This window comes from Streptomyces sp. NPDC020192 (assembly GCF_044388685.1).
Classification (GTDB): Bacteria; Actinomycetota; Actinomycetes; order Streptomycetales; family Streptomycetaceae; genus Streptomyces.
On the sequence record NZ_JBIRXG010000007.1, the window covers coordinates 118,785 to 144,601 of the forward strand.

At 71.6% G+C, this 25,817-nt stretch carries 25 protein-coding genes and 1 pseudogene; 15 read left to right on the top strand and 11 right to left on the bottom strand.

Annotation, left to right across the window (positions count from 1 at the left end; all coding sequences use genetic code 11):
* Position 1 precedes the first annotated feature (1 nt).
* Both ACH47Z_RS15970 and ACH47Z_RS15975 read left to right on the top strand, forming a co-directional pair.
* Positions 2-307 carry an LAETG motif-containing sortase-dependent surface protein gene (locus tag ACH47Z_RS15970; RefSeq protein ID WP_399073852.1) on the top strand — a complete coding sequence of 102 codons (306 nt, stop codon included), beginning with the start codon at positions 2-4 and terminating at the stop codon, positions 305-307.
* 42 nt (positions 308-349) lie between these two features.
* Positions 350-1,126 (top strand): hypothetical protein, encoded by a 777-nt coding sequence (locus ACH47Z_RS15975; protein WP_399073853.1) that lies wholly within the window; start codon positions 350-352, stop codon positions 1,124-1,126.
* Between the two features lie 61 nt (positions 1,127-1,187).
* On the opposite strand, the gene hutH is transcribed toward ACH47Z_RS15975, so the two are convergent.
* The 3 genes from hutH to ACH47Z_RS15990 all read right to left on the bottom strand — a co-directional run bounded on the left by hutH (position 1,188) and on the right by ACH47Z_RS15990 (position 4,829).
* Complete coding sequence (gene hutH / locus ACH47Z_RS15980) at positions 1,188-2,726, bottom strand: histidine ammonia-lyase (protein WP_399074224.1); 1,539 nt, start codon at positions 2,724-2,726, stop codon at positions 1,188-1,190.
* 100 nt (positions 2,727-2,826) lie between these two features.
* Complete coding sequence (locus ACH47Z_RS15985; protein WP_399073854.1) at positions 2,827-3,972, bottom strand: diguanylate cyclase domain-containing protein; 1,146 nt, start codon at positions 3,970-3,972, stop codon at positions 2,827-2,829.
* 62 nt (positions 3,973-4,034) lie between these two features.
* Positions 4,035-4,829 (bottom strand): enoyl-CoA hydratase/isomerase family protein, encoded by a 795-nt coding sequence (locus tag ACH47Z_RS15990; RefSeq protein WP_399073855.1) that lies wholly within the window; start codon positions 4,827-4,829, stop codon positions 4,035-4,037.
* A 198-nt stretch (positions 4,830-5,027) separates the two neighbouring features.
* Here ACH47Z_RS15990 and ACH47Z_RS15995 point away from each other — a divergent pair, with 198 nt between their 5' ends.
* Positions 5,028-5,621: a hypothetical protein gene (locus ACH47Z_RS15995; protein ID WP_399073856.1), complete on the top strand. Its 594-nt coding sequence runs from the start codon at positions 5,028-5,030 to the stop codon at positions 5,619-5,621.
* 2 nt (positions 5,622-5,623) lie between these two features.
* Here ACH47Z_RS15995 and ACH47Z_RS16000 read toward each other — a convergent pair whose 3' ends face one another.
* Positions 5,624-6,730 carry an adenylate/guanylate cyclase domain-containing protein gene (locus ACH47Z_RS16000; protein ID WP_399073857.1) on the bottom strand — a complete coding sequence of 369 codons (1,107 nt, stop codon included), beginning with the start codon at positions 6,728-6,730 and terminating at the stop codon, positions 5,624-5,626.
* 221 nt (positions 6,731-6,951) lie between these two features.
* Entirely contained in the window at positions 6,952-7,818 is an 867-nt protein-coding gene (locus ACH47Z_RS16005; RefSeq protein ID WP_399073858.1) for a biotin--[acetyl-CoA-carboxylase] ligase, read from the bottom strand.
* A gap of 110 nt (positions 7,819-7,928) precedes the next feature.
* On the opposite strand from ACH47Z_RS16005, the gene ACH47Z_RS16010 reads away from it, so the two are divergent.
* The 4 genes from ACH47Z_RS16010 to ACH47Z_RS16025 all read left to right on the top strand — a co-directional run bounded on the left by ACH47Z_RS16010 (position 7,929) and on the right by ACH47Z_RS16025 (position 10,639).
* Entirely contained in the window at positions 7,929-9,512 is a 1,584-nt protein-coding gene (locus tag ACH47Z_RS16010) for an acyl-CoA carboxylase subunit beta (RefSeq protein ID WP_399073859.1), read from the top strand.
* A gap of 9 nt (positions 9,513-9,521) precedes the next feature.
* Complete coding sequence (locus tag ACH47Z_RS16015; protein WP_399073860.1) at positions 9,522-9,731, top strand: acyl-CoA carboxylase epsilon subunit; 210 nt, start codon at positions 9,522-9,524, stop codon at positions 9,729-9,731.
* Positions 9,732-9,836: 105 nt separating this feature from the next.
* Positions 9,837-9,965, top strand: coding sequence for a morphogenic membrane protein MmpB (mmpB, locus tag ACH47Z_RS16020; protein ID WP_399073861.1), 129 nt, complete (start codon positions 9,837-9,839; stop codon positions 9,963-9,965).
* 32 nt (positions 9,966-9,997) lie between these two features.
* Positions 9,998-10,639 carry a Maf family protein gene (locus ACH47Z_RS16025; protein WP_399073862.1) on the top strand — a complete coding sequence of 214 codons (642 nt, stop codon included), beginning with the start codon at positions 9,998-10,000 and terminating at the stop codon, positions 10,637-10,639.
* Positions 10,640-10,727: 88 nt separating this feature from the next.
* On the opposite strand, the pseudogene ACH47Z_RS16030 reads toward ACH47Z_RS16025, so the two are convergent.
* Positions 10,728-11,207: pseudogene (locus ACH47Z_RS16030) on the bottom strand (hypothetical protein); the annotation flags it as partial.
* Positions 11,208-11,573: 366 nt separating this feature from the next.
* Here ACH47Z_RS16030 and ACH47Z_RS16035 point away from each other — a divergent pair.
* A complete protein-coding gene (locus ACH47Z_RS16035) occupies positions 11,574-13,346 on the top strand; it encodes an acetyl/propionyl/methylcrotonyl-CoA carboxylase subunit alpha (RefSeq protein WP_399073863.1) in 1,773 nt (590 codons plus the stop codon).
* 90 nt (positions 13,347-13,436) lie between these two features.
* On the opposite strand, the gene ACH47Z_RS16040 is transcribed toward ACH47Z_RS16035, so the two are convergent.
* Both ACH47Z_RS16040 and ACH47Z_RS16045 read right to left on the bottom strand, forming a co-directional pair.
* Positions 13,437-14,360, bottom strand: coding sequence for a DeoR/GlpR family DNA-binding transcription regulator (locus ACH47Z_RS16040; protein ID WP_399073864.1), 924 nt, complete (start codon positions 14,358-14,360; stop codon positions 13,437-13,439).
* A gap of 166 nt (positions 14,361-14,526) precedes the next feature.
* The gene (locus ACH47Z_RS16045; protein WP_399073865.1) at positions 14,527-15,975 is read right to left on the bottom strand and encodes an NAD(P)H-quinone dehydrogenase; all 1,449 of its coding nucleotides are present in this window, start codon (positions 15,973-15,975) and stop codon (positions 14,527-14,529) included.
* 116 nt (positions 15,976-16,091) lie between these two features.
* Here ACH47Z_RS16045 and ACH47Z_RS16050 point away from each other — a divergent pair, with 116 nt between their 5' ends.
* From ACH47Z_RS16050 to ACH47Z_RS16060, 3 genes are all read left to right on the top strand, one after another.
* Positions 16,092-16,529: a gamma-glutamylcyclotransferase gene (locus tag ACH47Z_RS16050; protein ID WP_399073866.1), complete on the top strand. Its 438-nt coding sequence runs from the start codon at positions 16,092-16,094 to the stop codon at positions 16,527-16,529.
* Between the two features lie 167 nt (positions 16,530-16,696).
* Positions 16,697-17,521, top strand: coding sequence for a purine-nucleoside phosphorylase (locus tag ACH47Z_RS16055; RefSeq protein WP_399073867.1), 825 nt, complete (start codon positions 16,697-16,699; stop codon positions 17,519-17,521).
* Between the two features lie 69 nt (positions 17,522-17,590).
* Positions 17,591-19,237, top strand: a complete 1,647-nt coding sequence (locus ACH47Z_RS16060) for a phospho-sugar mutase (RefSeq protein ID WP_399073868.1) — start codon at positions 17,591-17,593, stop codon at positions 19,235-19,237.
* A gap of 244 nt (positions 19,238-19,481) precedes the next feature.
* On the opposite strand, the gene ACH47Z_RS16065 is transcribed toward ACH47Z_RS16060, so the two are convergent.
* Positions 19,482-20,189, bottom strand: a complete 708-nt coding sequence (locus ACH47Z_RS16065; RefSeq protein WP_399073869.1) for a PH domain-containing protein — start codon at positions 20,187-20,189, stop codon at positions 19,482-19,484.
* A 147-nt stretch (positions 20,190-20,336) separates the two neighbouring features.
* Here ACH47Z_RS16065 and deoC point away from each other — a divergent pair, with 147 nt between their 5' ends.
* From deoC to ACH47Z_RS16080, 3 genes are read left to right on the top strand one after another with little or no spacing between them, the layout of a single operon-like run.
* Positions 20,337-21,308 carry a deoxyribose-phosphate aldolase gene (gene deoC / locus ACH47Z_RS16070; protein WP_399074226.1) on the top strand — a complete coding sequence of 324 codons (972 nt, stop codon included), beginning with the start codon at positions 20,337-20,339 and terminating at the stop codon, positions 21,306-21,308.
* 5 nt (positions 21,309-21,313) lie between these two features.
* Positions 21,314-22,750 carry an aldehyde dehydrogenase family protein gene (locus ACH47Z_RS16075; RefSeq protein WP_399073870.1) on the top strand — a complete coding sequence of 479 codons (1,437 nt, stop codon included), beginning with the start codon at positions 21,314-21,316 and terminating at the stop codon, positions 22,748-22,750.
* Positions 22,743-23,627 (top strand): aldehyde dehydrogenase family protein, encoded by an 885-nt coding sequence (locus ACH47Z_RS16080; RefSeq protein ID WP_399073871.1) that lies wholly within the window; start codon positions 22,743-22,745, stop codon positions 23,625-23,627. Before ACH47Z_RS16075 ends, ACH47Z_RS16080 begins: the two co-directional genes overlap by 8 nt.
* Before the next feature lie 114 nt (positions 23,628-23,741).
* Here the strand turns inward: ACH47Z_RS16080 and ACH47Z_RS16085 are convergent, their stop codons facing one another.
* Complete coding sequence (locus tag ACH47Z_RS16085; RefSeq protein ID WP_399073872.1) at positions 23,742-24,146, bottom strand: hypothetical protein; 405 nt, start codon at positions 24,144-24,146, stop codon at positions 23,742-23,744.
* A 160-nt stretch (positions 24,147-24,306) separates the two neighbouring features.
* Here ACH47Z_RS16085 and ACH47Z_RS16090 point away from each other — a divergent pair, with 160 nt between their 5' ends.
* Positions 24,307-24,906 carry a uridine kinase gene (locus ACH47Z_RS16090; protein WP_399074228.1) on the top strand — a complete coding sequence of 200 codons (600 nt, stop codon included), beginning with the start codon at positions 24,307-24,309 and terminating at the stop codon, positions 24,904-24,906.
* 122 nt (positions 24,907-25,028) lie between these two features.
* On the opposite strand, the gene ACH47Z_RS16095 is transcribed toward ACH47Z_RS16090, so the two are convergent.
* A complete protein-coding gene (locus tag ACH47Z_RS16095) occupies positions 25,029-25,814 on the bottom strand; it encodes a SigE family RNA polymerase sigma factor (RefSeq protein ID WP_399073873.1) in 786 nt (261 codons plus the stop codon).
* Positions 25,815-25,817 lie beyond the last annotated feature (3 nt).

The window sequence follows — 25,817 nt, forward strand, 5'->3', positions numbered from 1 at the left end:
CGTGCCATCCGCTCGCCGTCCGCTGCTGACCGCCACCGCCGCGGGCACTCTGCTCTGCGCGCTGTGGTTCGTCCCGTCCGCGAACGCCTCACAGGACTCCCCGACCAGAGCGAGCGCGGAAACCGCCGCGACGCAGGTGACACAGCAGGCCAGGGCGGTGTCGACGGTGGCCGCCGAGGAGGGCACCGAACTCGCCGACACCGGCAGCCCGGACACCACGCCGTACGTCGTCGGCGGCACGCTCTTCCTCGCGGTCGGCGCCGGATTCGTGGTGTATTCGGTGCGTCGCGAACGCCTGGGCTTTTAATTTCCCTTGACGATTCTTTGGCAGTGAACTCATAGTGCGGCCATGAAGAGATCATCGGGCGTGCGGCTGTGCGCCACGGCGGCTGTGGGTGCACTGTCGCTCGCCCTTGTCACGGGGTGTTCCGACGGGGGATCGAAGGACCCCGGGGGTACGGCGAAGCCGGCCGCGAAGGCGCTGAGCGCCACGGAGTTGAAGAAGCTGATCGTCGCCGACGGCGAGGTGCCCGGCTACAAGGTGGCACCCGTTCCCGCCACCCGCGCCAAGCCGATCACGACCGACAGCGCGCTGTGCCGGCCGCTGGCCCGCGTGATGAGCGGGCTCCCGCCGGTCGAGGCGGCGGCGCAGACCGACCGTCTAGCCACGGAGAACCAGACGAAGGGTCCCTCGGACAAGGCGACTTCCATGAAGGACCTGGCCGACGGGAAGTTCGAGGAAGCGATCCACACGTCCCTGGACCGGGACGTCACCACGGTCGCCCTGGCCTCGTACGACGGGTACGGCGCCGAGAAGGCGCTCGCCACGGTCCGCACGGCCGTGTCCGGCTGTGCGAACGGCTTTCCCGCCGCACAGGCGGGCACGAAGACGAGGTTCACCAAGGTCACCGAGGAGAAGGCCACGGCCACCGGGGACGGGTTGGTGGCGTTCACCGCGACCATGGACACCGGCGACGGGGACCCGGCGCCCGTCCACGCCGAGGTCGTCCGGACCGGGGCCACCCTGTCGGTCTACTTCACGTCGAACCTGGGCGCGATGATGGACAAGAAGGCGTACGCGGTGTCGCCGGAGGTCGTCAAGGCCCAGCAGGCCAAGCTGAAGTGACGCGACACCAGAAGAGGGGCCCGGTACGACGACCAGGGCCCCTCTTCCTGTCCTCGGTGCCTTACTGCAGCGGGCCGGTGACCGACTCCGCCGCGGTGACCAGGTGGCCGCCGCGCACGAAGGTGTCGGCCGCGGCCAGGTCGGGCGCCAGGAACCGGTCCGGGCCCGGGCCCTGCACCCCGGCGGCGCGCACGGCGTCGATGACGGCCCGGGAGGCGGGCGCGGGGGTCAGGCCCTCGCGCAGCTCTATGGCGCGGGTGGCCGCGTAGAGCTCGATCGCGATGATCCGGGTGAGGTTGTCGACGGCGGTGCGCAGCTTGCGCGCGGCCGACCAGCCCATGGAGACGTGGTCCTCCTGCATGGCGGAGGACGGGATGGAGTCCGCCGAGGCCGGTACGGCGAGCCGCTTCAGCTCGCTCACGAGCGCGGCCTGCGTGTACTGGGCGATCATCAGCCCGGAGTCGACACCGGCGTCGTCCGCGAGGAACGGCGGAAGCCCGTGGCTGCGGTTCTTGTCGAGCAGCCGGTCGGTGCGGCGCTCGGCGATGGAGCCGAGGTCGGCGGCGGCGATGGCGAGGAAGTCCAGGACATAGGCCACGGGCGCGCCGTGGAAGTTGCCGTTGGACTCCACACGCCCGTCGGGCAGCACGACCGGGTTGTCGACGGCGGAGGCCAGCTCGCGCTCGGCGACCAGCCGGGCGTGCGCGACGGTGTCCCGCCCGGCACCGGCGACCTGCGGGGCACAGCGCACCGAGTAGGCGTCCTGGACGCGCGGGGCGTCGTCCTGGTGGTGCCCGGTGAGCTGCGAGCCCTGGAGCACGGCGAGCATGTTGGCGGCGGAGGCACCCTGCCCCGGGTGCGGCCGGATGGCGTGCAGCTCGGGCGCGAGCACCTTGTCGGTGCCGAGCAGCGCCTCCAGGCTGAGGGCGGCGGTGACGTCGGCGGACTTGTAGAGGGTGTCGAGGTCGGCGAGGGCCATGACCAGCATGCCGAGCATGCCGTCGGTGCCGTTGAGGAGGGCCAGTCCCTCCTTCTCGCGCAGCTCGACGGGCTTGATCCCGTGCTCGGCGAGGAGTTCCCCTGCCGGACGGATCTGGCCGTCGGGCCCCTCCGCGTCCCCCTCCCCCATGAGGGCGAGGGCGCAGTGGGACAGCGGGGCGAGGTCGCCGGAGCAGCCGAGGGAGCCGTACTCGTGCACGACCGGGGTGATCCCGGCGTTCAGCACGTCGGCCATGGTCTGCGCGACCTCGGGCCGCACGCCCGTGTGTCCCGAGCAGACGGTCTTGAGCCGCAGGAACATCAGGGCTCGTACGACCTCCCGCTCGACCCGCGGGCCCATGCCCGCGGCGTGCGAGCGGACGATGTTGCGCTGCAGCTGGGCGCGCAGTTCCTGGCTGATGTGCCGGGTCGCCAGGGCGCCGAAGCCGGTGGAGACGCCGTAGACCGGGTCCGGCTTCGCGGCCAGCGCGTCCACGATCTCCCGGGCCGCGGCCAGGGCCGCCACCGCCTCCGCCGACAGCTCGATGCGGGCACCGCCGCGCGCCACGGCGAGAACGTCGGACGCCGTGACACCGGACGTCCCCACCACCACAGTGTGCATATCCATATTCAGGAGCGTACGCATTGAATGCGGTGATGTCACTAGTGGGGAACGGGAGTGCCCCTTACCGAAAGGTGTGGCCTTCGCCTCACGTACGACCTCACGCCCGGCGCCCGCGGAACCGGCGTCGCTCGGCGGGCGCCAGATGCGGCGGCTCGTCCGCCAACCGTACGACCGGATCCTCCGGCCCCTCCCGGCCCGCCACCACCGGCCGGTCCGCGCGCAGGGCCTTGGCCCGGTACTGGGCGGCGTCGGCGAGCCGGAACAGCCGCCGGGCGTCGCGCACCTCCCCGATCGCGTCCTCGGTCGAGGCGACCCCGCACGCCACCCCCTCCCCCAGCTCCAACTCACCAGCCCGGCGGCACAGTTCGTCGGCGACCTTGACGACGTCGTCGGCGGGCGGCCCGACCGCCAGCAGACAGAACTCGTCCCCGCCGAGCCGCGCGACCAGCGCGCCCCGCACCATCGCCCCGCACAGCGACAGCACCGAGCCGAAGCGCTCCAGCAGACGGTCGCCGACGGCGTGCCCGAGGGTGTCGTTGACCCGCTTGAGCCCGTTGAGATCGCAGACGACGAGGCTGACGACCACGCCCTCGGTACGGTGCCGCTCGACGGCCGCCTCCAGGTGGACGTCCACGGCACGGCGGTTGGCGAGTCCGGTGAGGGCGTCGGTGAAGGCGAGCCGGCGGGCCTCCTCCAGCCGCTCGGACTGCGCGAGGCCCGCGGCGACGACGGCGGCCAGGACGGTGGCGAACTCGGCGTCGGCCGGGCCGAACACGGGGGCGTCGGCGGGGCGGGCGACGTACAACTCGCCCCAGGCCCGGCCGTGCAGCACGACGGGCGCGACCACACAGCAGCCCCGGCCCCGGCGGCGCAGGGCGGCGACGCGCTGGTGGAAGTAGCCGGGAGTGCCGGCGGCGGTCCCCTCGGCGGTCTCCACCCAGGCGTTGGGCCCGCCCCCGCCGGCCCACCGCTCGTGCAGGAACTCGGTGATCTCCGGGAACTGGTGCACCGGATAGGTCTCGGCCTCCGGGAACTCCTCCTCGTCGGGTCGCCGGTCCCCGACGTTCACCAGGACCCGCAGCCGCCCCAGCTCCCGCTCCCACACCGACAGCGCGGCGAAGTTTCCGTCCAGCGCGCGACAGGCCCCGAGCGCGGCGGCCTGCCATGCCCCCGGCGCGGTGTGCGTCGCCGCCATACCCTGCGCCAGCGCGACGACGGCCGCGAGCCGCTTGTCCTCACCCATTACTCCAGGTTAGGGATGATTTGATGCAATCGGGACATTGATCTGCTCCCAGGGGCGCCGCTTCACTCCCCGGGCCACTCCGGCTTGCGCTTCTCGTTGAACGCCGCCACCCCCTCCGCCCGGTCCGCCGAGAAGGCCACCGTGCGCCAGGCCGCGTCCTCGACCTCCAGACCGGCCCGCAGATCCAGCCCGTGCCCCAGGCGCAGCGCCCGCTTGGCGGCCCGCAGCCCGACCGGCGAGTTCCCGGCGATCCGCGCGGCCAGCGCCAGCGCCTCCTCCCGGTCCCGCCCCTCCTCCACCAGCTGGTCCACCAGCCCCAGCTCGGCCGCCTCGGCCGCCTCCACCCGCCGCGCGGAGAAGATCAGCTCGGCCGCGCGCGCCGCTCCGACCCGCCTCGGCAGCAGCTGCGTACCGCCACCGCCCGGGATCACGCCCACGGAGACCTCGGGCAGCCCCACCACCGCCGTACGGTCGGCGACGATCAGGTCGCAGGACAGGGCCAGTTCGAAGCCGCCGCCCAGCGCGAAGCCGTGCACCGCCGCGACCGTCGGCATCGGCAGCTCCAGCACCCCGGTGTACGCCCCGCGCGTCACCGGCCGCTGCCGCCGCAGATCGGCGTCGCTGAAGGAGTTCCGCTCCTTCAGGTCGGCCCCGACGCAGAACGCCCGCTCGTGCGAGGAGGTCAGCACGACCACGCGCGCGTCCGGATCACCGGCCAGCGCCGTACAGGCGGCGGACAGGGAGCGGGCCATCTCCGTCGAGACGGCGTTCATGGCCTTGGGCCGGTCCATGACCAGTTCCGCGACCGGCCCGTGCCTCCGCACCAGCACGAACTCCCCGAACCGCTCCTCGCTCATGACACCCTCCGGCTCACGTGTTAACGCGGGTTAACTCACTGTCGGCCCGATCATCGCAGCCGTACCCGATCCCGGGAAAGCCCAGGGGGCTACGCCCGTTCGAGTGACATCCCGGCCGTCTCACCCCACATCACCCACAGGACGGCATAGCGTGCGTCCGCCACGGCGCACGCGGGGCGCACGGCGGGGAGGGAAGCCATGACACCGATACGCGCACAGGTCCAGGCGGAGCCGGACGAGAGCGCCGCGCCCGGCGGCGTACGACGCGGTCGGCACCGCAAGCCGCGGCCCCGCAAGGTGCTGCTCGCCGCGGGCGGTCTCGCCCTGGCCGCGGGCGTGCTCAGCCTGGTCCGGGTCGCCTCGGACCCGGGGGTCGGCTCCCCCGGCACGGCGGAGGCGGAGCCCCGCCTCGGCACCAAAGGCGCCACGGACCACGCGGCCAACACGGCCGTCACGGTCGTCGCCTCGCCCACCGCACTGCCCTCGGCCACCTCCGCCATGGGCGGCAGAAGCCCCGCCCCGGCAGCCACCGGCCCGGCGACGCCCCGTATGACTCCGCCCGCCTCCACGGCAACGCCGTCCGGCGGGACCACACCCCCGGCCACGACGCCCGAGCCCACGCCGCCACAGCCCTCGGCGACGCCGACCACCCCGGCCCGACCGCCGACGACTCCGCAGCCCACGCCCACCACCCCGGCGCCCGGCCACAGCACGACGGCCCCGGACCCGGGCGGGCTGTGCGTGCCGGTGATCGGCCTGTGCGTGGACCTACCGGGACGAGGAGGGAAGTAGCGTCACGAGCGCCCGTCGCGGCGGGCGAGCAGCCAGGGCTCGACCACACCGAGCCCGCGCACCGGCCGCTGCCACATCGGCTGGAGCGCGAAGCGGTACACCGGCGGCTCCTCGCCCTCCTTCTCGGCGGCCGCCGCGGCCTCGGCCGCCTCCGCCTCCGAGGCGGGCGCCTCGGCGGTACGGATCAGCTCCTCGGCGAACGCGCTGTCCACGAGCACGGCGTCGCGCGGCGCTATCGAGGTCAGCCGGGAGGCCAGGTTCACCGTCGTACCGAACACATCGCCCATACGCGTGGTGACCGTGCCGAACGCCATGCCGACGCGCAGCTCGGGCATCGTCTCGTCGTGCGCCATGGTCTCGACCAGCCGCAGCGCGATGTCCGCGGCCGTCCCCGCGTCGTCGGCGGCGTACAGCACCTCGTCACCCAGGGTCTTGATGAGCCGCCCGCCACGTGCGGCGACGAGATCGGCGGCGGTGGTCTCGAAGGCCTCGACCAGCTCGCCGAGTTCTTCCTCCTCCATCCGGCGGGTGAGCCGCGTGAACCCCACCAGATCGGCGAAACCGACCGCGAGCCGCCGGTCGACCATCTCCTCGTCGTCGGCTGCCTGCACGACCCGTCCGGCCGAGGCGGCGAGCTGGCGGCGCCACACGTAGACCAGGAACTCCTCCAGCTCGGGCAGGAGCAGCTCGACGATCGGGTACGTCACCTCGGTACGGGTCATACCGGGCTCGGGCGGCTCGGTCAGGCCCTCCAGGAAGGAGTCCATCTGCCATTCGGCCAATCGGGCGGTGGTCTGCCCCGTCGACCGGGCCACCTGCACCGCCATGGCCTCACTCAGCAGCCCCGCCTCGACCAGACCGGCGAGGCGGCGCAGCGCCAGCACGTCGGCCTCGGTGAGCGCCTTGGCCTGCCCGATGTCGGCGAACCCCATGGCCCGCCAGAACCGCGACGCCAGCTCCATGGAGACACCGGCGCTGCGGGCCGCCTGGAAGGGGGTGTAACGGCGCTCCGCACCCAGGATGAGGTGTTCCAGACGCAGCGCCAGCGGGTCCTCGCCGGAGTCGGCGGCCTGCGGATCCGCTCCGGAACCCGTGTCGTCGACGGTCACGCCTGCTGCCCTTCCGATCTGTCACGGTCAGATATCGACCGGCCTCAACTGTACGGCAGGTGTGCGCCAGCTCACTCCGTCGGGTTTGGCCGAGGGTTCGTGTTCGGCGTCGGTGCGCGGCAACCCCTGGGGAGCCGCGGTGCCGCCCGCTGCGTGGCACCTGGCAAGCGCCGGCAAGCGAACCCGCCCCCGCCCAGCCACAGCCACAGCCCAGGGCACCGTCACGCCGGCCGCAGGTGCACGATGTCCCCCGCCCCCACCGGCTCCTGCACGCCCTCCCCCGTGGCGATGACCAGGCGACCGTCCCCGTCGACCGCCACCGCCTCGCCCACGATCGACCGGTCCCCCGGCAGCTCGGCCCGCACGGTGCGGCCGAGCGTGGCGCAGCCCGCCACGTAGGTCTCCTGCAGGCCGCTCGCGGCCGGATCCCCGCCCGCCTCCCGCCACCGCCCGTACCAGCCCTCCAGCGCCCGCAGCACCGCCCGCAGCAGCGGATCCCGGTCCGTGCTCACCGCGTCGGCCAGCGCCAGCGACCCCGCCTGCGGGACCGGCAGTTCGTCCGCCCGCAGCGAGACATTGATGCCGACGCCGATGACGACGGCGTCCTCGCCCGCCCGCTCGGCGAGGATGCCCCCCGCCTTGCGCTCCTCGCCCCCCACCGTCACCAGCAGGTCGTTCGGCCACTTCAGCGCCGTGTCGACGCCCGCCGCCCGGGACAGCCCGGTCGCCACGGCGACCCCCGTGAGCAGGGGCAGCCACCCCCACCGCGCCACCGGCACCTCGGCCGGCCGCAGCAGGACGGAGAAGAACAGCCCCGACCGCGGCGGCGCCGACCACTGCCGGTCCAGGCGCCCCCGCCCGGCCGTCTGCTCCTCGGCCACGAGCACCGCACCCTCCCCCACCTCCCCGGCGGCGGCCAGGGCGACCAGGTCGCTGTTGGTGGAGCCGGTCTGCCGGACCACGTCGAGGTGAGTCCACAGGCCCCCGTCCCGCACCAGAGCACGCCGCAGCACCGCGGCGTTCAGTGGGGGACGGTCCAGGTCGGACCAGCGGCTGCCGTTGTCGTCTGCTGCATTGTGCGGCGTCATGCAAGCCACCCTAGGTGTGGTAAACGACGCAGTGCTGATCGGTAGGCCCGCCACTACCCTACGGATGAGTAACCGTCCCCCCTTTTGAGCAGGCAGGGAGCCGCATCCCGATGTCCGAGCCGGAAGAGTTCGACATTCACACGACCGCGGGCAAGCTCGCGGATCTGCAGCGCCGTATCCACGAGGCGACGCACGCCGGCTCAGAGCGCGCCGTCGAAAAGCAGCACTCCAAGGGCAAGCTGACGGCCCGTGAGCGCATCGAGCTCCTCCTCGACGAGGGTTCCTTCGTCGAGCTGGACGAGTTCGCCCGCCACCGCTCCACCAACTTCGGCCTGGAGAAGAACCGCCCGTACGGCGACGGCGTGGTCACCGGCTACGGCACGGTCGACGGACGCCCCGTGGCGGTGTTCTCCCAGGACTTCACGGTCTTCGGCGGCGCCCTCGGCGAGGTCTACGGCCAGAAGATCGTCAAGGTCATGGACTTCGCCCTGAAGACCGGCTGCCCGGTCATCGGCATCAACGACTCCGGCGGCGCCCGCATCCAGGAAGGCGTGGCCTCCCTCGGCGCCTACGGCGAGATCTTCCGCCGCAACACCCACGCCTCCGGTGTGATCCCGCAGATCAGCCTGGTCGTCGGCCCGTGCGCGGGCGGCGCGGTCTACTCCCCGGCGATCACCGACTTCACGGTCATGGTCGACCAGACCTCGCACATGTTCATCACCGGCCCGGACGTCATCAAGACCGTCACCGGCGAGGACGTCGGCTTCGAGGAACTCGGCGGCGCCCGCACCCACAACAGCGCCTCCGGCGTGGCCCACCACATGGCGGGCGACGAGAAGGACGCCATCGAGTACGTCAAGCAGCTCCTGTCCTACCTGCCGTCCAACAACCTCTCCGAGCCCCCGGTCTTCCCGGAGGAGGCGGACCTCGCCGTCAACGACGAGGACCGCGAGCTGGACACCGTCGTACCGGACAGCGCGAACCAGCCGTACGACATGCACACGGTGATCGAACACGTCCTGGACGACGGCGAGTTCTTCGAGACCCAGGCGCTCTTCGCGCCGAACATCCTCACCGGCTACGGCCGGGTCGAGGGCCACCCGGTCGGCGTGGTCGCCAACCAGCCGATGCAGTTCGCCGGCTGCCTGGACATCGACGCGTCCGAGAAGGCCGCCCGGTTCGTGCGCACCTGCGACGCCTTCAACATCCCCGTGCTGACCTTCGTGGACGTACCCGGCTTCCTGCCCGGCGTCGACCAGGAGCACACCGGCATCATCCGCCGCGGCGCCAAGCTGATCTACGCCTACGCGGAAGCCACCGTCCCCCTCATCACGGTCATCACCCGCAAGGCCTTCGGCGGCGCCTACGACGTCATGGGCTCCAAGCACCTCGGCGCCGACCTCAACCTGGCCTGGCCCACCGCCCAGATCGCGGTCATGGGCGCCCAGGGCGCGGTCAACATCCTGCACCGCCGCACCATCGCCGAGGCGGACGATGTCGAAGCCACCCGGGCCCGGCTGATCCAGGAGTACGAGGACACCCTCCTCAACCCCTACATCGCGGCCGAGCGCGGCTACGTCGACGCGGTGATCATGCCGTCCGACACCCGCGCCCACATCGTCCGCGGCCTGCGTCAACTGCGCACGAAGCGGGAATCCCTGCCCCCGAAGAAGCACGGCAACATCCCCCTCTAAGGAGCCGCTGTGACGATCAGAGTCGTACGGGGCAACCCGACCCCGGAGGAGCTGGCCGCCGCCCTGGCGGTGGTCCGCGCCCGCGCCGCGGCGGCAGCGGCAACGCCGTCCGGCGCGAAGGGCCCGAGGGACGCGTGGTCCGACCCGAGCAGGATCGCAGCCCAACAGCTCCCGAAGCCGGGCCCGGCATCCTGGACCCGCACGTACTGGCCAACATGATGTGAACAGGGGCGCGGGGAACCGCGCACAGAAGAACAACACTGGGTGCCGATTTGAGTACGCCTACTCAGGCACCCTCACCCTGCCGAGCCCCACGCTAGTGGCATGCTGTGGTCAGACCCGAAAGACGAGCCGCCGGAGGAACTGCGCGAAGCGCAGGCCATGCTCCGGCGGCTCGGTCTCTTCATGGCCATAGCGATGATCCTGGCGATGCTGGTCATCGGCCTGAGGTGAGCCGACCAGCACCCCACGACTAACCTGACCCCATGACCGCAACGCACCGCAGGTCCGGGTCCCCACGCCACCGGCGACTCATCCTCGCGTCGAAGTCCCCCGCCCGCCTGGCCCTCCTCCAGCAGGCCGGTCTCTCCCCCGAGGTGATCGTCAGCGGGGTCGACGAGGACGCCGTCACCGCCCCCACCCCCGCCGAGCTGGCCCTCGCCCTGGCCGAGGCGAAAGCCTCCGTCGTGGCGGCGAAGCCGGAGGTGCAGGGCGCCCTGGTGATCGGCTGCGACTCGGTGCTGGAGCTGGACGGCCAGGCCCTCGGCAAGCCCGCCGACCCCGAGGAGGCGACCGCCCGCTGGAAGGCGATGCGCGGCCGGGCGGGGACGCTCCAGACGGGGCACTGCATCTGGGACACGGAGGCCAAGCGGTACGTGTCCGGGACCGCCTCCACCGTCGTCCGCTTCGGGGAGCCGAGCGACGAGGAGATCGCGGCGTACGTCGCCTCCGGCGAGCCCCTCTACGTCGCCGGGGCCTTCACCCTGGACGGCCGGTCGGCGCCGTTCATCGAGGGCATCGACGGCGACCACGGCAACGTGATCGGCATCAGCCTGCCCCTGGTGCGCAAGCTGCTGGCCGAACTGGGCGTCGGCATCACGGAGTTGTGGACACCGCCGGCCGAGTGACGACCTGGGCGGGCACGGAGTCCTGAGGGTCCTCGTCCCCGTCCTGCGGCTCGTCCGCACGGGGGGCCGGTACGACGGCCGCCGTACCCGGGGCCGCGACCGACCCGGGCTCGGCGACGGCCTGCGGGTCGCCACCCTCCCCCGCCCCACCGCCGGAGGCGGCCTGCCGCGGGCCGGCGTCGCGGTCGTACGTCATCAGGAGCAGTACGAGGAGGCCGAGGACGGCCACCATGAACAGGAACGCCGTCCAGCCGACCAGGCCCCAGACGAAGGCGCCCAGGAGGCCGTGTACGACCGCCACGCTGATCAGCAGGATCCGGCCGAAGCCCGCGGGGGCCCGGTCGCGTATCGCGACCAGGACGGCCACCAGGGCGCACAGGGCGAAGTAGAGGCCGAAGACGATGCCGCCGATCTTCGAGGACGTCGCCATCGTCGAGGGGTCGAGGCCGGCCAGGGACATGTTCTGCCGGTCGACGACGATTCCGAGGAACCAGTTCAGCGCCGCGATGAAGACCGCCTCCGCCAGGAGGACGACCGCCACGACCCACGCCACAGGCCTGCGCACCACCGCGGATCCACCCACTTTCGTGCCAGCGTTCTAGTTACCCCAGGTACGTTCGAGCCATCACGCACGCTACTAACGGGTAAACCCGGGGACAAGGGTTCGTGCGGCAGCAAAGAATCATTGGGCCATTCGTAGGGACTCGACAAAGAAACCGAGTGGGCCGCAGCACGCTCTCACAGAGACCTTGACCACACGAGCGGGCTAGGGTTTCCGGGAGGAGTCCTGCGTGCTGAGGCGCGACAAGGGCTTTCGCGGGTCGAGCGGGCCTCGAATCACGCTCCGTGTGGGCAAGCTCACCATTGGGGACGGGTCGAAGTGCCGTGTCGGCAGTCCCTAAACTCGGCTTGTTTCAAGGAGGGAGCCTCAATCGTGCGCAAGGTGCTCATCGCCAACCGTGGCGAAATCGCTGTCCGCGTGGCCCGGGCCTGCCGGGACGCCGGGATCGCGAGCGTGGCCGTCTACGCGGACCCGGACCGGGACGCTCTGCATGTCCGCGCCGCGGATGAGGCGTTCGCCCTGGGCGGTGACACCCCCGCCACCAGCTACCTGGACATCGAGAAGGTCCTGAACGCCGCACGCGAGTCCGGCGCGGACGCCATCCACCCCGGCTACGGCTTCCTGTCGGAGAACGCCGACTTCGCCCAGGCGGTGCTGGACGCGGGCCTGATCTGGATCGGCCCGCCGCCGCAGGCGATCCGCGACCTGGGCGACAAGGTGGCGGCCCGTCACATCGCCCAGCGCGCCGGCGCGCCCCTGGTGGCCGGCACCCCGGACCCCGTCTCCGGCGCCGAGGAGGTCGTGGCGTTCGCCGAGCAGCACGGCCTGCCGATCGCGATCAAGGCGGCCTTCGGTGGCGGCGGCCGCGGCCTGAAGGTCGCCCGGACCCTGGACGAGGTCCCCGAGCTGTACGAGTCCGCCGTCCGTGAGGCGGTGGCCGCCTTCGGTCGCGGCGAGTGCTTCGTGGAGCGCTACCTGGACCGCCCCCGCCACGTGGAGACCCAGTGCCTGGCGGACAAGCACGGCAACGTGGTCGTCGTGTCGACGCGTGACTGCTCGCTCCAGCGCCGGCACCAGAAGCTGGTGGAGGAGGCCCCCGCGCCGTTCCTCTCCGACGAGCAGGTCGCCGAGCTGTACCGCGCCTCGAAGGCCATCCTGCAGGAGGCCGGCTACGAGGGCGCGGGCACGTGTGAGTTCCTGGTCGGCCAGGACGGCACGATCTCCTTCCTGGAGGTCAACACCCGCCTCCAGGTCGAGCACCCGGTGACCGAGGAGATCTCGGGCATCGACCTGGTCCGCGAGATGTTCCGCATCGCCGACGGCGAGGAACTGGGCTACGGCGACCCGGCCCTGCGCGGCCACTCCTTCGAGTTCCGCATCAACGGCGAGGACCCGGGCCGTAACTTCCTCCCGGCCCCCGGCACGGTGACGCGGTTCGACGCCCCCGCGGGCCCCGGTGTCCGCCTGGACGCGGGCGTGGAGTCCGGCTCGGTCATCGGCCCGGCGTGGGACTCCCTGTTGGCCAAGCTGATCGTGACCGGCCGTACCCGCAAGGAGGCCCTGGAGCGGGCCGCCCGCGCCCTGGACGAGTTCCAGGTCGAGGGCATGGCGACGGCGATCCCCTTCCACCGCGCGGTGGTGAAGGACCCGGCGTTCGCCCCCGAACTCACGGGCTCGGACGACGCGTTCACGGTCCACACCCGCTGGATCGAGACCGAGTTCGTCAACGAGATCAAGCCGTTCACCGCCCCCGCCGACGTCGAGGCGGAGGAGGAGACCGGCCGTGAGACGGTCGTGGTCGAGGTCGGCGGCAAGCGCCTCGAGGTCTCCCTGCCCTCGTCCCTGGGCATGTCCCTGGCCCGCACCGGCCTCGCGGCGGGCGCCAAGCCCAAGCGCCGCGCGGCCAAGAAGTCCGGCCCGGTGGCCTCCGGCGACACCCTCGCCTCCCCCATGCAGGGCACGATCGTCAAGATCGCGGTCGAGGAGGGCCAGGAGGTCAAGGAAGGCGACCTGATCGTCGTCCTGGAAGCCATGAAGATGGAACAGCCCCTGAACGCCCACAAGGCGGGCACCATCAAGGGCCTGAACGCCGAGGTCGGCGCCTCCATCACGTCGGGCGCGCCGATCTGCGAGATCAAGGACTGACGGCAGGATTCTCAGAGACGCCCGGTGGACGGAAAAGTCTGCCGGGCGTTTCCCTTGTCGACTCCTTAGGGGCAGCCAACCTGAAGGGGCTCAGCGCCGGCGAAGGTCGGCCACCCGCCCCCGCTCAACCCCCGTCGGCTCCCCCATCCCCGACCGAAGCCCCATACCCCTGCGCGGCCCCGGCAGCGGAGCGCGTCGCGCCGGGGCCTGCTCACCCCCCGGAGGGGCCCCGTTCGCCCCGGCCACGGCGATCTGCACCCCTTGGTCGGCGAGCGCCTGCAACTCCGTGGCGGCACGGTCGTCGTGGGCCGGAGGCTCGTCGGTGACCAGCCGGGTGATGAGATCCGTCGGCACGGTCTGGAACATGGTGTCCGTGCCGAGCTTGGTGTGGTCGGCGAGGACCACGACCTCCGCGGCGGCTTGGACGAGGGCCCGGTCGACGGACGCCGAGAGCATGTTGGACGTGGAGAGCCCCCGCTCGGCGGTGAGCCCGCTCCCGGACAGGAAGGCCTTCGACACGCGCAGCCCCTGCAGGGACTGCTCCGCGCCGGAGCCGACGAGGGCGTAGTTGGAGCCGCGCAGGGTGCCGCCGGTCATCACGACCTCGACCCGGTTGGCATGGGCCAACGCCTGTGCGACCAGGAGGGAATTGGTGACGACGGTCAGGCCGGGCACCCGCGCGAGCCGGCGGGCCAGCTCCTGCGTGGTGGTACCCGCCCCGACGACGATGGCCTCGCCCTCTTCGACGAGGCCCGCCGCGAGGTCGGCGATGGCCGTTTTCTCGGCGGTCGCGAGATGCGACTTCTGCGGGAAGCCGGACTCTCGCGTGAACCCGCCCGGCAGTACCGCACCGCCGTGTCGGCGGTCGAGGAGTCCTTCTGCCTCCAGTGCCCGCACGTCCCGCCGTACGGTCACTTCGGAGGTCTGGACGACGCGGGCGAGTTCACGGAGCGACACGGCTCCGTTCGCTCGCACCATTTCGAGGATCAATTGGCGACGTTCAGCAGCGAACACGAAACTGACAGTAACCCCAGCGACCGTCTGCTTTCAGCAGTTTGCGCCGAATAACAGAAGTTGTTCGCATGGCAGGACGGGAAGTGGTATAGGACCTGGTCGCCCCGACTATGCCGTACGCAAACCCGGCAACTCCCCGTGACCAGCGGGGAGTCCGGATCCGCCGTCAGGCCTCCGCGCTCGCCTTGCGCGTGTGGAGCTGCCTGGCCACTTCCGCGATCGACCCCGAAAGGGAGGGGTACACGGTGAACGCGTTCGCGATCTGTTCGACCGTCAGATTGTTGTCGACGGCGATCGAGATGGGGTGAATCAGTTCCGAGGCGCGCGGCGCGACGACGACACCGCCCACGACGATCCCGGTGCCCGGCCGGCAGAAGATCTTGACGAAGCCGTCCCGGATGCCCTGCATCTTCGCGCGCGGGTTGCGGAGCAGCGGCAGCTTCACGACCCGGGCGTCGATCTTGCCCGCGTCGACGTCCGCCTGGGAGTAGCCGACGGTCGCGATCTCCGGGTCGGTGAAGACGTTGGAGGAGACCGTCTTGAGGTTCAGCGGGGCCACCGCGTCGCCGAGGAAGTGGTACATGGCGATACGTCCCTGCATGGCGGCGACGGAGGCCAGGGCGAAGACCCCGGTCACGTCACCGGCCGCGTAGACGCCGGGCGCGGTCGTCCTGGACACCTTGTCGGTCCAGATGTGCCCGGACTCGCGCACCTTGACGCCGGCCTCCTCCAGCCCCAGCCCGGCGCTGTTGGGAATGGCGCCGACGGCCATCAGACAGTGCGTACCGCTGATGACCCGGCCGTCGGCCAGCGTCACCTCGACCCGGTCGCCGACGCGCTTGGCGGACTCCGCGCGGGAGCGGGCCATGACGTTCATGCCACGGCGCCGGAAGACGTCCTCGAGGACCGCGGCGGCGTCCGGGTCCTCGCCGGGCAGCACGCGGTCGCGGGACGACACGAGCGTGACCTTGGACCCGAGGGCCTGATAGGCACCGGCGAACTCGGCACCGGTCACACCGGAGCCGACCACGATCAGCTCTTCCGGCAGCTCGGTGAGGTCGTAGACCTGGGTCCAGTTCAGGATGCGCTCGCCGTCGGGCTGGGCGTCGGGCAGCTCGCGCGGGTGACCACCGGTCGCGATCAGGACGGCGTCGGCGATGAGGGTCTCCTCGGTGCCGTCGGCGGCGGTGACGACGACCTTCCGGGACCCGTCGAGGGCCTGCATGCCCTCCAGCCGGCCGCGCCCGCGCAGGACCCGGGCGCCGGCGCGCGTGACCGAGGCGGTGATGTCGTGCGACTGGGCGAGGGCCAGCCGCTTCACACGGCGGTTGACCTTCCCCAGATCCACGCCGACCACCCGCGCGGCCTGCTCCAGCGGCGGGGTGTCGTCGGCGACGATGATGCCGAGCTCTTCGTACGACGAATCGAAGGTCGTCATGACCTCGGCCGTAGCGATTAGGGTCTTCGACGGCACGCAGTCGGTCAGCACCGACGCCCCGCCCAGACCGTCGCAGTCGACGACGGTCACCTCCGCGCCGAGCTGAGCGGCCACCAGCGCCGCTTCGTATCCGCCGGGTCCGCCACCGATGATCACGATCCGAGTCACGTACTCCATTGTCCCGCACGCCTCAAGGTGCTACTGCCCCGGGGCGCACGCGAGTGTCCTGGAGAGCCTCCTGGGGCACGAGTGACGGGACTTCTTCGCGCCGCACCCTGCCGTACCCTCTCTCCATGTCGCTCTATGCCGCGTACGCCGGCAACCTCGACGCGCGGCTGATGACCCGCCGCGCCCCCCACTCCCCGCTGCGCGCCACGGGCTGGCTGAACGGCTGGCGGCTGACGTTCGGCGGCGAGCAGCTGGGCTGGGAGGGCGCACTGGCGACGATCGTCGAGGAACCGCTCGCGCAGGTCTTCGTCGCCCTGTACGACATCGCACCCATGGACGAGGAGTCCCTCGACCGGTGGGTGGGCGTGGGCCTCGGCATCTACCGGCGCGCACGCGTGCGCGTGGCCACCCTGGACGGCGAGGAGCCGGCCTGGGCGTACGTCCTCGACGGCTACGAGGGCGGCCTGCCGTCGGCACGCTACCTGGGCGAGATCGCGGACGCGGCGGAATCGGCGGGAGCACCGCACGACTATGTGATGGAACTCCGCAAGCGCCCCTGCTGACCCACAGCGAGTCCACGCCCACTGACCACAGGGGACTCACAGCTGCCGCCTATAACCCCAGCTGCCCCATGTGTCGCGGCCTTCGTTGGAAACGACAAGACAACGATCGCCATCCCGTGATGTCTGTCATCTACGCGCGTAGGCGAAGACGAGCTACTCTCGTCGGCGTGAACGCATCTCTTCTTCCGGACGACATCCAGGGCGACCCGTACGCCGCCGCCGACGCCGCCGCCGCGCGCCTGCGCGAACTCACCGGCGCCGAGACCCACGACGTCGCCCTCGTGATGGGCTCCGGCTGGGCTCCGGCCGTCGACGCCCTGGGCGCACCCGACGCCGAGTTCCAGGTCACCGAGCTGCCCGGCTTCCCGCCGCCGGCCGTCGAGGGGCACGGCGGCAAGATCCGCTCGTACTCCTTCGGTGACAAGCGCGCCCTGGTCTTCCTCGGCCGCACGCACTACTACGAGGGCCGTGGCGTCGCCTCCGTCGCCCACGGCGTCCGTACGGCCGTGGCCGCCGGCTGCAAGACGATCGTGCTGACCAACGGCTGCGGCGGCCTGCGCGAGGGCATGCGCCCCGGCCAGCCGGTCCTGATCAGCGACCACATCAACCTGACGGCGACCTCGCCGATCGTCGGCGCCAACTTCGTCGACCTCACCGATCTCTACTCCCCGCGCCTGCGCGCCCTGTGCAAGGAGATCGACCCGACGCTGGAGGAGGGCGTGTACGCCCAGTTCCCCGGCCCGCACTACGAGACCCCGGCCGAGATCCGCATGGCCCGCGTCATCGGCGCGGACCTGGTCGGCATGTCCACGGTCCTGGAGGCCATCGCCGCCCGCGAGGCCGGCGCCGAGGTCCTGGGCATCTCCCTGGTCACCAACCTGGCCGCGGGCATGACCGGCGAGCCGCTGAACCACGAGGAGGTTCTGCAGGCGGGCCGCGACTCGGCCGCGCGGATGGGCGAGCTGCTGGGCCAGGTGCTGGGCAAGCTGTAAGGCGAGCAACGGGGGGCTGGGGGCGGAGTCCCCAGTGGACCAGGCAAACACGGAGAGGTTGATCCCAAGGTGCACGACGATCTCATCAGCAGGGCCAAGGCCTGGCTCGCCGAGGACCCTGACCAGGAGACTCGCGAAGAACTGGCCAAGCTGATCGACGCCGGTGACGTCACGGAACTGTCGGCCCGCTTCAGCGGCACCCTCCAGTTCGGCACGGCCGGACTGCGCGGCGAGCTGGGCGCCGGCCCGATGCGCATGAACCGCAGCGTCGTCATCCGCGCCGCCGCCGGCCTCGCCGCGTACCTGAAGGAGAACGAGCCCTCCCAGGGGGACAGGGGGGCCGGGCTCGTCGTCATCGGCTACGACGCCCGCCACAAGTCCGCCGACTTCGCCCGGGACACCGCCGCCGTGATGACCGGCGCCGGCCTGCGCGCAGCGGTCCTCCCCCGCCCCCTCCCCACCCCCGTCCTCGCCTTCGCCATACGGCACCTCGGCGCGGTCGCGGGCGTGGAGGTCACCGCCAGCCACAACCCGCCCCGGGACAACGGCTACAAGGTGTACCTCGGTGACGGCTCCCAGATCGTGCCGCCCGCCGACGCGGAGATCGCCGCCGAGATCGACGCGATCGCCAGCCTGAACGACGTACCGCGCCCGGAGTCCGGCTGGGAAACCCTGGACGATGCGGTCCTGAACGCCTACCTGGCCCGTACGGACGCCGTACTGGCCCCCGGCTCCCCCCGCACCGCCCGCACGGTCTACACGGCGATCCACGGCGTCGGCAAGGACGTCCTGCTGGCCGCGTTCGCCCGCGCCGGCTTCCCCGAGCCGGTGCTGGTCGCCGAGCAGGCCGACCCGGACCCCGACTTCCCCACGGTGGCCTTCCCGAACCCGGAGGAGCCGGGCGCGATGGACCTGTCGTTCGCGCAGGCCCGCGCCACGGACCCGGACCTGGTCATCGCCAACGACCCCGACGCCGACCGCTGCGCGGTGGCCGTCAGGGACGGCGCCGACTGGCGGATGCTGCGCGGCGACGAGGTCGGCGCGCTGCTCGCCGCCCACCTGGTCCGCCGGGGCGCGACCGGCGTGTTCGCCGAGTCGATCGTCTCCTCCTCCCTCCTCGGCCGCATCGCCGAGAAGGCGGGCCTGCCCTACGAGGAGACCCTGACGGGCTTCAAGTGGATCGCCCGCGTGGACGGCCTGCGCTACGGCTACGAGGAGGCCCTCGGCTACTGCGTGGACCCCGAGGGCGTGCGCGACAAGGACGGCATCACGGCGGCCCTCCTCATCACCGAGCTGGCGTCCGTGCTCAAGGAGGAGAACCGCACCCTCCTCGACCTCCTCGACGACCTCGCCGTGGAGCACGGCCTGCACGCCACGGACCAGCTCTCGGTCCGCGTCCAGGACCTGTCCCTGATCGCGGACGCGATGCGCCGCCTGCGCGAACAGCCGCCGACGGAACTGGCCGGCCTGCCGATCACGCGTGCCGAGGACCTGACCCAGGGCACGGACACGCTGCCCCCCACGGACGGCCTCCGCTACACCCTCGACGGCGCCCGGGTGATCGTCCGCCCGAGCGGCACCGAGCCGAAGCTGAAGTGCTACCTGGAGGTCGTCGTCCCGGTCGCGGACCACACCGCCCTCCCGGCCACACATGCCCGAGCGACGCAGCTCCTCGCCACGATCAAGCGGGACCTGTCGGCGGCCGCCGGCATCTGATCCGTACGACACCGATGGGGTGCCCCCGGCCTGGGGGCACCCCATTTCGTCGGCCTTCATCAAGAAACCCGGCGTGGTTCACGAGCAGCTACAGCGGCGGCACCGACGGCGAATCCTGCGCAGGCCCCCGCCTCACCCTCTCCCCCACCGCATGGGGCGACTTCCTCCCGTACGCCGCACAGTGACCCTGGGGGCGGCCACGCCTTCAACGGGCGCCCGCCCCCATCTCACGCGCTCGAGAACCTCACCCAGTGACGAACAGGATCACCAGCAGCACCGCACCCGCCACCACCGGCGCGACCACCTCGTACGCCCAGCGCACGCTGATCTCCCCCTGCGCCGACTCCTCCTCGCCGCGCCGCTCGAGCAGCTCGCGCAGGTCGTCCATGGCCTGGTCGGCCTCCGCGCGGGTCGGACCGGCCGGAACACCGGCACCGGCGGAGCCACCGGCGCCACCGAAGCCGCCCAGCCCGCCCAGGCCCCGGCCCGCAGGCCGGCCGCTGCCGCCACGCCCCGCATCCGCCGCCGCCCGCGCCTTGCGCACCTCCGCCTTCTTGCGGGCCCGCAGCGAGACCGGCAGAGCCCACAGCTGGAATTTGCGGCCCCCCTTGGCGACGACCTCGTTGGAGTACCCGGAGCGCAGCGAGGCGATCTCGCCCCAGGGCAGGCTGATCACGCGGAAGGGGTTGCGGATCCGCAGCCGGTCCTCGCCGGCGAAGACCGCCGGGCGCAGTGTGAAGGCGACCACCAGCGGCACGGCCAGGATCATCCCGGCGAGCGCCAGCCAGGGCGCACGGCCGTGCCCGTTGATCAGGGCGTCGAAGCCCAGCCAGGCGACGACGGCGAGCAGCAGCACACCGCCCACGAGCGCCATGGGCGAGCGGTAGATCCGGTCCTTCACGACGGGCCCCGAGGGCTGCGACGCGGGTGACGGGTGGTCCGGGGTGGTCATGGCCCCGATTCTGCACGACACCGCCACCAGTGGCCCACGTGCCCCGGCATCGCTGCTCATCCGTGACCCCCGGAGGAGAGATGAGCAGGGGGACGAGCCCCAGGGCTATACATTCGCTACGCGCGTAGATATGCTCGTCTGGTGACCATGCCCTCTACCGCACCCACAGCACACGCGCTCGCCGACGTCACCGCGTCCGACAGCACGCTGCGCCGCTTCCTGCACGGGCTGCCCGGCGTCGACGCGGTCGGCCTGGAGGCGCGCGCCGCGTCTCTCGGCACCCGTTCCATCAAGACCACCGCGAAGGCGTACGCCATCGACCTCGCCATCTCGATGGTCGACCTGACGACGCTGGAAGGCGCGGACACCCCGGGCAAGGTCCGGGCGCTCGGCGCCAAGGCGGTCCATCCCGACCCGACGGACCGGACGACCCCGACCACGGCAGCCGTCTGCGTCTACCCCGACATGGTGGCCGTCGCCAAGGAGACGATCATTGCCGCCGGCGGAGCTCCGGCCGTCAAGGTCGCCTCCGTCGCCACCGCCTTCCCGGCCGGCCGCGCCGCCCTCGACGTGAAGCTGGCCGACGTGCGTGACGCCGTCGCCGCCGGCGCCGACGAGATCGACATGGTCATCGACCGGGGCGCGTTCCTCGCCGGCAAGTACCTGAAGGTGTACGACGAGATCGTCGCCGTGAAGCAGGTCTGCGGCGACGCCGCCCGGCTGAAGGTCATCTTCGAGACCGGCGAGCTGTCGACGTACGACAACATCCGCCGCGCCTCCTGGCTCGGCATGCTCGCGGGCGCCGACTTCATCAAGACCTCGACGGGCAAGGTCGCCGTCAACGCGACCCCCGCCAACACGCTCCTGATGCTGGAGGCCGTACGGGACTTCCGTACGCAGACCGGCGTCCAGGTCGGCGTGAAGCCGGCCGGCGGCATCCGCACCACCAAGGACGCCATCAAGTTCCTGGTCCTGGTGAACGAGACCGCGGGCGAGGACTGGCTGGACAACCACTGGTTCCGCTTCGGCGCCTCCTCGCTCCTGAACGACCTGCTGATGCAGCGTCAGAAGCTGGCCACCGGCCGCTACTCCGGCCCCGACTACGTGACGGTGGACTGATCACCATGGCATCCGCATTCGAGTACGCGCCCGCGCCCGAGTCCCGCTCGGTCGTCGACATCGCCCCCTCCTACGGTCTGTTCATCGACGGCGAGTTCACCGAGGCGGCCGACGGCAAGGTCTTCAAGACCGTCAGCCCCAGCACAGAAGAGGTCCTCTCCGAGGTCGCCCAGGCCGGCGAGGCGGACGTGGACCGGGCCGTGAAGGCCGCCCGCAAGGCGTTCGAGAAGTGGTCGGCGCTGCCGGGCTCCGAGCGCGCCAAGTACCTGTTCCGCATCGCCCGGATCATCCAGGAGCGCAGCCGTGAGCTGGCCGTCCTGGAGACGCTGGACAACGGCAAGCCGATCAAGGAGACGCGGGACGCCGACCTCCCCCTGGTCGCGGCCCACTTCTTCTACTACGCGGGCTGGGCCGACAAGCTCGACCACGCAGGCTTCGGCGCGAACCCGCAGCCCCTCGGCGTGGCCGGCCAGGTCATCCCGTGGAACTTCCCGCTGCTGATGCTGGCGTGGAAGATCGCCCCGGCGCTGGCGACCGGCAACACGGTCGTCCTCAAGCCCGCGGAGACCACCCCCCTGTCCGCTCTCTTCTTCGCGGACATCTGCCGTCAGGCCGGCCTGCCCAAGGGTGTCGTCAACATCCTTCCGGGCTACGGCGACACGGGCGCGGCCCTCGTCGCGCACCCGGACGTCAACAAGGTCGCCTTCACCGGCTCCACGGCGGTCGGCAAGGCGATCGCCCGTACGGTCGCGGGTACGCGGAAGAAGCTCACCCTCGAACTGGGCGGCAAGGGCGCGAACATCGTCTTCGACGACGCCCCGATCGACCAGGCCGTCGAGGGCATCGTGACCGGCATCTTCTTCAACCAGGGTCAGGTCTGCTGCGCCGGTAGCCGCCTCCTCGTCCAGGAGTCGATCCAGGACGAGCTGCTCGACTCCCTGAAGCGCAGGCTCTCCACCCTCCGCCTCGGCGACCCGCTGGACAAGAACACCGACATCGGTGCGATCAACTCCGCCGAGCAGCTCGCCCGGATCACCTCGCTGGCCGAGCAGGGCGAGGCGGAGGGCGCCGAGCGCTGGTCCCCGGCCTGTGAACTCCCGGAGAGCGGCTACTGGTTCGCTCCGACGCTCTTCACGAACGTCACCCAGGCGCACACCATCGCCCGTGACGAGATCTTCGGCCCGGTGCTGTCCGTCCTCACCTTCCGTACCCCGGACGAGGCGGTCGCCAAGGCGAACAACACGCAGTACGGCCTCTCGGCGGGGATCTGGACCGAGAAGGGCTCGCGGATCCTGGCGGTGGCGAGCAAGCTCCGCGCGGGCGTGATCTGGTCCAACACGTTCAACAAGTTCGACCCGACCTCGCCGTTCGGCGGCTACAAGGAGTCGGGCTTCGGCCGCGAGGGCGGCCGCCACGGCCTGGAGGCGTACCTCGATGTCTGAGCGACTTTCTGTCTTCAAGACCTACAAGCTGTACGTCGGCGGGAAGTTCCCGCGTTCCGAGAGCGGCCGGGTGTACGAGGTGACGGACTCGAAGGGCAACTGGCTGGCCAACGCTCCGCAGTCCAGCCGGAAGGACGCCCGGGACGCGGTCGTGGCCGCGCGCAAGGCGTTCGGCGGCTGGTCCGGCGCGACGGCGTACAACCGCGGTCAGGTGCTGTACCGGGTCGCGGAGATGCTGGAGGGTCGCCGCGAGCAGTTCGTGCGCGAGGTCGCCGACGCGGAGGGCCTGTCCAAGTCGAAGGCGGCGGCGGTCGTGGACGCGACCATCGACCGCTGGGTCTGGTACGCCGGGTGGACCGACAAGATCGCCCAGGTGATCGGCGGCGCGAACCCCGTGGCGGGGCCGTTCTTCAACCTCTCCTCGCCGGAGCCGACGGGTGTGGTGGCTGTCGTGGCCCCGCAGGAGTCGTCGTTCCTGGGCCTGGTGTCGGTCGTGGCCCCGGTGATCGCCACCGGCAACACGGCGGTCGTCATCGCCAGCGAGAAGTCCCCGCTCCCCGCCCTCTCCCTGGGCGAGGTCCTGGCCACCTCCGACGTCCCGGGCGGTGTCGTCAACGTCCTGTCCGGCCGTACGGCGGAACTGGCGGCCCCGCTGGCCGCGCACCAGGACGTCAACGCGATCGACCTCGCGGGGGCGGACGAGGTTCTCGCGAAGGAGCTGGAGATTTCGGCGGCCGACAATCTCAAGCGCGTTCTCCGTCCACAGGCTGTGGATTACTTCGAGACGCCCGGGATCGAGCGGATGACGGCGTTCCTGGAGACGAAGACGGTGTGGCATCCGACGGGGTCGTTGGGCGCGTCCGGTTCGTCTTACTGACGGAGGGGGCGCGGGGAACTGCTGTGGTCTGCCGGGTGCGGGTCGTGCCTGGTTGATCGCGCCCACGCGGCGGAGCCGCACATCGATACAGCCCCGCGCCCCTTTGGGGCGCCTTCAGTGACCCAGCACCCCCAAAACCTGCCCCACCCCCGGCACCGCCCCCAGCGACCGTGCCCCCGTCACCGGTGCCGTCAGCATCTGTGAAGCGACGGGCTTGAAGTCGGACACCTGCGTCCCCACCCCGTTGTCCAGCGGGTCGACCCCCGTGCCCGCCAGCGGGTTGGGCTTGAGGCCGGCCACCGGGCCGGTGACGTAGCCGACCGTGCCCGTCAGGACCGTCAGGCCCGCCTCGGGGTCGATCCTGCCCAGCGAGGTCGGGCGCCACGGCACCTGCAGGAGGGGGGCGGCGGCGTCCGCGTGTGCCGTCGCCGTGCCCGCACCCAGGGCCGCTCCGGCGGTCGCGAGGGCGATCAGGGCGCGCTGCGCGACGGGGTGCTGAGGGGAGGTCTGTCGGGCCATCGCTGGTGCCACCTTCTGGTGCGCAGGGTAATGGTGTCGGTACGTAGGGTAGTTGAGGCGGGAGTCACGCTCAAAAGCCGACCCGCGGGGTCGGCAGGCGGCCCCCCATGCGTCAAACTGGTGTTTCGTGAGCATTCATCCTCCGGTCCCCGCCCGTGTCGTGCTGCTGTGCGGCCCCTCGGGCTCGGGCAAGTCACTCGTCGCCGCCCGTTCCGGGCTTCCCGTGCTGCGTCTCGACGACTTCTACAAGGAGGGTGACGACCCGACCCTGCCGCTGGTGGCGGGGAGTTCGGACATCGACTGGGACCATCCGGAGTCCTGGGACGCGGACGTCGCGATCGAGGCCATCGGCCGGCTGTGCGCCACGGGGTCGACGCCGGTGCCGGTGTACGACATCGCGCTGAGCGCCCGTACCGGCGAGGAGACGCTGCACATCGGCCGTACCCCGCTGTTCATCGCCGAGGGCATCTTCGCGGCGGAGATCGTCAAGCGCTGCCGGGAACTGGGCCTGCTCGCCGACGCGCTGTGCCTGAGCCGCGGCCCGGTCACCACCTTCCGGCGCCGTTTCGTGCGGGACCTGAAGGAGGGCCGCAAGTCGGTGCCGTTCCTGCTGCGCCGCGGCTGGCGGCTGATGCGCGCGGAGCGGTCGATCGTCTCCCGCCAGGTGTCGCTGGGCGCGTATCCGTGTGACCGCGACGAGGCGCTGGGGCGGCTGGCCGCTGCTGCGGCGGGACGGCAGACGCAGCAGACGGCGGCGTAGGAGTCGTACGGAAGCAGAAACGGGACTGGAAGGGCCCCCCGGCCTTCCAGTCCCGCCTTTCCTGCTCCCCCGTTTTCCCCCGTGTCCCCCTCGGGCCACCCCCCAGTGGCCCCCCTCTACCCTCAGGCGACCAGCTCGCCGAAGGCGTTCTCCTCGTCACGGCCGAAGCTGAGGACCTCGTCCTCGCGCAGCCGGCGCAGCGAGCGCCAGATGCTGGACTTCACCGTGCCGACACTGATGTCGAGGATCTCCGCGATCTCCGGGTCCGTACGGCCCTCGTAGTAGCGCAGGACCAGCATGGTGCGCTGGAGTTCGGGGAGCCGGGCCAGCGCCTGCCACAGGACCGCGCGCAGTTCGGTGCCGCGCATCGCGTCCGTGTCGGAGGGCGTCTCCGGCAGTTCCTCGGTCGGGTACTCGTTGAGCTTGCGGCGCCGCCAGGCGCTGATGTGCAGGTTGGTCATGGTGCGGCGGAGGTAGCCGCCGACGGCCGCCTTGTCGCTGATCCGGTCCCACGCCTTGTACGTCGAGAACAGCGCGCTCTGCAGCAGGTCCTCGGCCTCGAAGCGGTCGCCGGTCAGGTGGTAGGCGGTGGCGTACAGGGAGGCGCGGCGCTCCTGGACGTAGGCGGTGAACTCCGCCTCCGTCAGGGAACGGCGCTGCTCCCCCGAGTCCTCCCTGTACGCGGCTCCCCCGACAGCGCCCATGGCGGCTGCCGCCGCGGGCCCCGTGACGCCGTCCCCCGTGTGTGCGTCGACCACCGACATGTACGCCGGGTGCTGACGCCCGGTGCCGCGAGCGCACCCCCGCCCGCTCACGGCACCGGACTTCTCGGAACCGGACCGGTGCCCGTGGACGTCGTGCAGACGCGTGACCACTGCGCTGGTGCTGATGCTGTGCAGCGTGTTCATCTC

Bases quoted from the DNA above. Each gene is read 5' to 3' on its own strand.
- ACH47Z_RS15975 (WP_399073853.1), top strand. From the start codon at position 350: ATGAAGAGATCATCGGGCGTGCGGCTGTGCGCCACGGCGGCTGTGGGT.
- hutH (WP_399074224.1), bottom strand. From the start codon at position 2,726: ATGCACACTGTGGTGGTGGGGACGTCCGGTGTCACGGCGTCCGACGTT.
- ACH47Z_RS15985 (WP_399073854.1), bottom strand. From the start codon at position 3,972: ATGGGTGAGGACAAGCGGCTCGCGGCCGTCGTCGCGCTGGCGCAGGGT.
- ACH47Z_RS15990 (WP_399073855.1), bottom strand. From the start codon at position 4,829: ATGAGCGAGGAGCGGTTCGGGGAGTTCGTGCTGGTGCGGAGGCACGGG.
- ACH47Z_RS15995 (WP_399073856.1), top strand. From the start codon at position 5,028: ATGACACCGATACGCGCACAGGTCCAGGCGGAGCCGGACGAGAGCGCC.
- ACH47Z_RS16005 (WP_399073858.1), bottom strand. From the start codon at position 7,818: ATGACGCCGCACAATGCAGCAGACGACAACGGCAGCCGCTGGTCCGAC.
- ACH47Z_RS16010 (WP_399073859.1), top strand. From the start codon at position 7,929: ATGTCCGAGCCGGAAGAGTTCGACATTCACACGACCGCGGGCAAGCTC.
- mmpB (WP_399073861.1), top strand. From the start codon at position 9,837: ATGCTGTGGTCAGACCCGAAAGACGAGCCGCCGGAGGAACTGCGCGAA.
- ACH47Z_RS16025 (WP_399073862.1), top strand. From the start codon at position 9,998: ATGACCGCAACGCACCGCAGGTCCGGGTCCCCACGCCACCGGCGACTC.
- ACH47Z_RS16045 (WP_399073865.1), bottom strand. From the start codon at position 15,975: ATGGAGTACGTGACTCGGATCGTGATCATCGGTGGCGGACCCGGCGGA.
- ACH47Z_RS16050 (WP_399073866.1), top strand. From the start codon at position 16,092: ATGTCGCTCTATGCCGCGTACGCCGGCAACCTCGACGCGCGGCTGATG.
- ACH47Z_RS16065 (WP_399073869.1), bottom strand. From the start codon at position 20,189: ATGACCACCCCGGACCACCCGTCACCCGCGTCGCAGCCCTCGGGGCCC.
- deoC (WP_399074226.1), top strand. From the start codon at position 20,337: ATGCCCTCTACCGCACCCACAGCACACGCGCTCGCCGACGTCACCGCG.
- ACH47Z_RS16075 (WP_399073870.1), top strand. From the start codon at position 21,314: ATGGCATCCGCATTCGAGTACGCGCCCGCGCCCGAGTCCCGCTCGGTC.
- ACH47Z_RS16080 (WP_399073871.1), top strand. From the start codon at position 22,743: ATGTCTGAGCGACTTTCTGTCTTCAAGACCTACAAGCTGTACGTCGGC.
- ACH47Z_RS16085 (WP_399073872.1), bottom strand. From the start codon at position 24,146: ATGGCCCGACAGACCTCCCCTCAGCACCCCGTCGCGCAGCGCGCCCTG.
- ACH47Z_RS16095 (WP_399073873.1), bottom strand. From the start codon at position 25,814: ATGAACACGCTGCACAGCATCAGCACCAGCGCAGTGGTCACGCGTCTG.